This is a genomic window from Bacillus sp. P4_D3 (assembly GCF_056401855.1).
The window spans coordinates 1-577 of the sequence record NZ_JBFUIN010001292.1; the positions used below are offsets into that span (position 1 = coordinate 1).

The window sequence follows — 577 nt, forward strand, 5'->3', positions numbered from 1 at the left end:
ACACCGACTTGTTTTGCCACTTCTTCTTTTTGTTTTAAATTCGGATTTTTCTCTTCAATATTTTGTTCCGCAAGTGCAACAGCTTCTTCTAGCACTTCTTCTAATAAAATAATTCTGCCCTTACGTGTCGACATTTTCTTACCATCTTTTAATATGAACCCGAACGGTACATGTTCCATACCATCCACCCAGTTATAGCCAAGCTTTTTTAATACAGTGAAAAATTGATTGAAATGTAAACTTTGTTCGGGTCCTACTACATATAAAGCCTTATCAAATTCGTATGTGTTTTGACGATACAATGCCGCTGTTAAATCACGTGTTGCGTAAATGGTAGCACCATCTGATTTTCTAATTAAACATGGCGGCATACCTTCTTCTTCTAAATTAACGACTAATGCCCCTTCTGATTCTTCCAGTAAGTCGTGCTCTTCTAAAATCCCAATAAAGTCTTCCATTTTATCGTTATAGAAAGCTTCTCCTTGAAAGTTTGTAAATTCCACACCGAGAAGTTCATAAATACGAGAAAATTCTTTTAAAGACTCATGACGGAACCAATTCCAAAGTTCGACTGCTT

At 36.0% G+C, this 577-nt stretch carries 1 protein-coding gene; it reads right to left on the minus strand.

Going from position 1 to position 577, the window contains the following annotated elements; translation table 11 throughout:
- On the minus strand, positions 1 to 577 hold a 577-nt coding region (gene argS, locus AC1DTM_RS30885; RefSeq protein ID WP_477001753.1), incomplete at both ends, for an arginine--tRNA ligase domain-containing protein.